Origin of the sequence: Mycobacterium sp. smrl_JER01 (genome assembly GCF_048513595.2) — a bacterium.
Classification (GTDB): domain Bacteria; phylum Actinomycetota; class Actinomycetes; order Mycobacteriales; family Mycobacteriaceae; genus Mycobacterium.
In genome coordinates, this window is the sequence record NZ_JBLXXK020000001.1 from 4,033,319 (window position 1) to 4,038,352 (window position 5,034).

Genomic DNA, 5,034 nt, shown 5'->3' on the forward strand with positions numbered 1-5,034 from the left:
CTGCGCTGAACGTGGCCCACAATTGGAGAGCGGGGCAGGGAAGCGGGAAGCTATTCCCTCGCAATAGTATTCAAACCAGACTCACGCCCCGAACCGTGACGAGAGGCGCCGGCGGTGGGTGAAGCGGGCCATGATCGTGTTGGTGCTGACACCGCACGCGGGTGCGGGGTCACGGGACGCCGCCCGGCTCGCAGATGAAGGTCGCGACGCTCGACCCGAATGTGCCGACCACGGCCCGGGCCGGCGGGTTCTTCCAACGGTTGGGCGACATCGTCGTGCGATGGCCTTGGCTCGTCATCGGTATCTGGATCGCGCTCGCGGTCGTGCTGCCCCCACTGCTCCCGACGCTGGTCGAAGCCACCCAGAAGCAACCGGTCTCGCCGCTGCCGGCCGACGCGCCGTCGATCGTCGCGACCCAACAGATGGGTGCGGCCTTCGACGAAGCCGGGTCCGAGAACGTTCTTCTCGTGCTGTTGACCGACGAGCGTGGTCTCGACGAATCCGACGAACAGGTTTACGGCACGCTGGTCGACCGCTTGCGGCGTGACGACCAGCACGTGGTGATGTTGGAGGATTTCGTCACCACTCCGCAGCTGCGCGAGGCGCTCAGCAGTGCGGACGGCAAGGCGTGGTTGATGCCGGTGGGGCTGGCCGGCGAGTTGGGATCGCCGGAGTCCTACGCGGCGTACACCCGTGTCGCCGGCATGGTCAGGCGCGCCGTCGACGGATCGACCCTGACCGCACATCTGACCGGTCCCGCAGCCACATTCGCAGATTCTCTCGATGTCGGCACCAGAGACCAGATCAAGATCGAGGCCGCGATCGTGGCCTTGCTGCTTGCGATCCTGCTGATCATCTACCGGAAACCGGCGACGATCATGCTGCCGCTGATCACCATCGGCGTCTCCCTGACCGTTGCCCAGTCCGCGGTGGCCGGCGCCGCCGAACTGGGACTGGGGGTGTCACCCCAGACCATCACCCTGCTCAGCGGCATGATCGCGGGTGCAGGAACCGATTACGCCGTCTTTCTGATCAGTCGCTATCACGACTTCGTGCGCGCCGGACAGCTCTCTGCCGACGCGGTGCGAAACGCCCTGGGGTCGATCGGCAAGGTGATCGCCGCCTCCGCGGCGACCGTCGGTGTCACCTTTCTCGGGATGACCTTCGCCCGTCTGGAACTCTTCGCGACCATCGGACCCGCGCTCGCCATCGGGATCGCCGTCGCGTTCCTGGCGTCGGTGACGCTGCTCCCCGCGATCATCGTGCTCACCGGACGCCGCGGCTGGGTCGCGCCGCGCCGCGATCTCACGTCGCGCTTCTGGCGTCGCGCGGGAATCCGCATCGTCCGGCGTCCGGTGACCAACCTGGTCGCCAGCCTGATCATCCTGGTGTTGCTCGCCGGATGTGTGCTCGCCGTTCAGTTCAACTACGACGACCGCAAGGCGCTGCCCGACAACGTCGAGAGCTCTCTCGGATATCTGGCGTTGGACCGGCATTTCCCCGTCAACACCACCATCCCCCAATACCTGCTCGTCCAGTCATCGCGGGACCTGCGCACTCCGGAGGCGCTCGCCGACCTCGAGCAGATGGCGCAACGGATCAGTCAGCTACCCGATATCGCGGCCGTGCGCGGGATCACCCGGCCGAGTGGAGATCCCCTGGAGGCTGCCAGCACGACGTTTCAAGCCGGCGAAGTCGGCTCGAAGTTGAACGACGCGTCGACCCTGATCCGGGACAAGGCCGGTGAACTGGACAGACTCGCCTCGGGAGCCGACCAGTTGGCCGACGGCCTCGATACGTTGCGTGAGCAGATCACCACGCTGATGTCCGGGCTGAGCGGGATCGTCACCACGCTGCAGGCCATCCAAAATCAATTCGGTGGTGCCACGACATTCGGGCAGATGGGGGATTCCGAGCGGCTCGTCAGCGGCATGCGCACCCTGGGCGATTCGATCCAGGCGGTCTTCGGCGACCTGACGAAGACCTTCGAATGGGTCGACCCCGTCGTCGTCGCGCTCGACGGCAGCCCGTACTGCAACGACACTCCGACCTGTGTCGCCGCCCGCGACCAGTTCCGCGCGCTGCAGGCCGCACGGGCCGACGGCAGCCTGGAAAAGATTGCGGGCCAACTGCGGTCGACCGGACCGATGTCGGACCTCGCGCAGACCGTCGCCACGCTGAGCCGGTCGATGAACGCGCTGACCGGTCCGCTGGGTTCGCTGGGTCTGGGCGGTACGGGTGGCGGCACACAGTCTCCGCTGGGCGGCATGGAGGAGGGCCTGGACTCCCTGGCCGACGGGGGCCGCCAGGTCGCCGACGGCGTCGCCCTGCTCGTCGACCAGACGAAGAGGATGGGCACCGACCTCGGAGACGCCTCGGACTTCCTTCTCACCATGAAGAACAGCGCGACAACGCCCTCGATGGCGGGGTTCTTCATCCCGTCCGAGGTGCTGGGATCGGAGGACTTCAGGAAGGCCGCCACGTTCTTCATCTCGCCCGACGGCGACGCAGCGCGGTATCTGATCCAGACCGACCTCAATCCGTTCGGCACCGCGGCGATGGACCAGGTGATCGCCGTCACCGACACCGCACGCGAAGCGCAACCGAACACCGAACTGGCCGACGCGTCGATCTCGATGACCGGCTATCCGGCCACCCTGCGCGACGCCCGTGACTACTACGACCACGACATGCGGTTCATCATCGTCGTGACCGTCGTGGTGGTGCTGCTCATCCTCATCGCGTTGCTGCGCGCGGTCGTCGCACCGATCTATCTGATTGCGTCGGTGATCCTGTCGTATCTGGCAGCCCTCGGCCTCGGCGTGCTGACCTTCCAGTTCCTGCTCGGCGAGCAGCTGCACTGGAGCGTGCCGGGACTGACGTTCATCATCCTGGTCGCCATGGGCGCGGACTACAACATGCTGCTGATCTCGCGAATCCGCGACGAGTCCCCGCGCGGGATGCGGTCGGGCATAATCCGGACCGTAGGCGCCACCGGGGGCGTGATCACCGCCGCCGGCCTGATCTTCGCGGCATCGATGTTCGGCCTGTTGTTCGCCAGCATCAGCACCATCATCCAGGCCGGCTTCGTCGTCGGCACCGGGATCCTGCTGGACACCTTCCTGGTTCGCACGGTCACGGTGCCGGCAATGGCCGTCCTGGTCGGACGGGCGAACTGGTGGCCGTCGCGGTGGCAGCCCGGACCGCACCGGTCACCGCCGAGGCCGCGACCCCAGCCTGTCCCCGACCCGGCCTGAGCGAGGAGAGCGACATGGCGGACAAAGTGGATTTCACTGGCGTGCAATGGAAGTCCGTGGAGTGGACGAATCTGTGCCTGCTCTATCTGCGAGCGCACGAGAGCAGGCTGGCCCAACCCGTCCTGGGCGACCACCTCGCCGCCCGGGACGTCGATCGCATCGAATACGACTTCGAGCGCATGCACCGGGTCCTGCACCCGGACACCAATCAGTTCATGGTGGCGCTGCGCAGCGCCCAATTCGACGCGCTGATCGACCGGTATCTGGACCGCCACCGCGATGCCGCCGTCCTGCATCTGGGTTGCGGTCTGCACAGCCGTGGCCTTCGGATGGCACGCCCGGATGGAGGACCGTGGTTCGACGTCGATCTTCCCGGCGTCATTGCGCTACGGCGTCAGCTTCATTCCGAGACGGCGAACTACCGGATGATCGGTTCGTCGGTGACCAACCCTCGCTGGATCGAGGATCTACCGACCGGTGGCCCGGTTCTCATCGTCGCCGAAGGTCTCCTGATGTACGTGAACCCCGACGAGGTGGGCGAGCTGTTGAATCGTCTGCTCGACCGGTTCGACACCGGCGAGCTGATCGCCGATCTCCTGTCACCCTGGGGCCCAAGGCTGTCCAGGATCTTCACAGCCGGACTCATCACATGGGGCACCCGGGACGGCGAGGAGATCGTCGACTGGGAGCCGCGGTTGAAACTCTGTGAAAGCAGTCCGATCATGGCCGGCCACCAAAGGATTCCGCTGTCTTGCCAACGGTTGCTGTACCGCACGCAGTATGCCCTCCGGCCGCTTCGCGACTACGACCGGATCTATCGGTACACGTTCTAGAAACCACTCTCCACATGCGTATCATCTGATTGCGGCGCTCGCCGTCGATCCCGGTGCAGGCGGCCGACCCGCGTCAGGGTGCCTGTCGGACAGTAGTTTTCACACACATTCCGCCAAGCGTCGTGCAAGACCTCGCGAGATCTGGGTAGCTGGGCCCAGGTGTGCCCGGCTGCCGACAGTGCTCAAAGGCGCTCCGCACTCGCGCGTTCACGCCTGCGCGAGCCAACCCGCCGGAGGTCGCTGGACAGCCGCGGCGGGTCAGGAAATCCACATCACACGACGGATTCCGCAAACTGGATCCCGGGCCACCAGCGCACCCGGCACGGGCGCCCGAACATGCCCGAGTTACCGCTGTTCACCTGGCCATAACAAGATCGTGCGGAGTGCGAATGTTGACCTTTCAAAGAACTCGCCGGTAGGTTTCAGCGAACTTCAGATCCGTTTTCCGAAACGTCGCAACCGTGCTGTGGACTGCAGTAACGTTCCCGTCGATTAATACCTCACCGGAGGGTCGGGTGAATCGATGAGCAGCAACCCGTTCGACGACGACAACGCCGATTTCGTCGTCCTGATCAATGACGAAGAGCAGCACAGTCTGTGGCCCGTGTTCGCCAAGGTGCCCGACGGCTGGCGCGTGGTGTTCGGGGAAGCCCGCCGTGCGGAGTGCCTGGAGTACGTCGAACAGCACTGGACAGACATCCGGCCGCGGAGTCTGCGCGAAAGGCTGGCGCGAAACCAGGGCTGAACGATTCCACCGACCGGAACAGGGGGGCTGCCGGATGGGACTCCGCCATCGCGCACTGGCGCCGACACGGCGACACCGCCATACACACCCACGCCGGGACCCAGCCGCACCGAGGCCGGAGAGTTGTTCGAAGCTCCACGGCCCCTTGATGTCAGCCAGCCCGATGTCAGCCAGCCCGGCGACACGGAGGTGACCGGCG

At 65.7% G+C, this 5,034-nt stretch carries 3 protein-coding genes; all 3 read left to right on the forward strand.

The window, feature by feature from the left end; genetic code table 11:
* The first annotated feature begins 194 nt into the window (after positions 1 to 194).
* The 3 genes from ACNUDN_RS18890 (at position 195) to ACNUDN_RS18900 (ending at position 4,835) form a co-directional block, all read left to right on the forward strand.
* The gene (locus tag ACNUDN_RS18890; protein ID WP_419123316.1) at positions 195 to 3,257 is read left to right on the forward strand and encodes an MMPL/RND family transporter; all 3,063 of its coding nucleotides are present in this window, start codon (positions 195 to 197) and stop codon (positions 3,255 to 3,257) included.
* 14 nt (positions 3,258 to 3,271) lie between these two features.
* On the forward strand, positions 3,272 to 4,090 hold the full coding sequence (locus ACNUDN_RS18895) for a class I SAM-dependent methyltransferase (protein ID WP_419123317.1): 819 nt from the start codon (positions 3,272 to 3,274) through the stop codon (positions 4,088 to 4,090).
* Between the two features lie 523 nt (positions 4,091 to 4,613).
* On the forward strand, positions 4,614 to 4,835 hold the full coding sequence (locus ACNUDN_RS18900; protein ID WP_419123318.1) for an MbtH family protein: 222 nt from the start codon (positions 4,614 to 4,616) through the stop codon (positions 4,833 to 4,835).
* Positions 4,836 to 5,034: the final 199 nt, after the last annotated feature.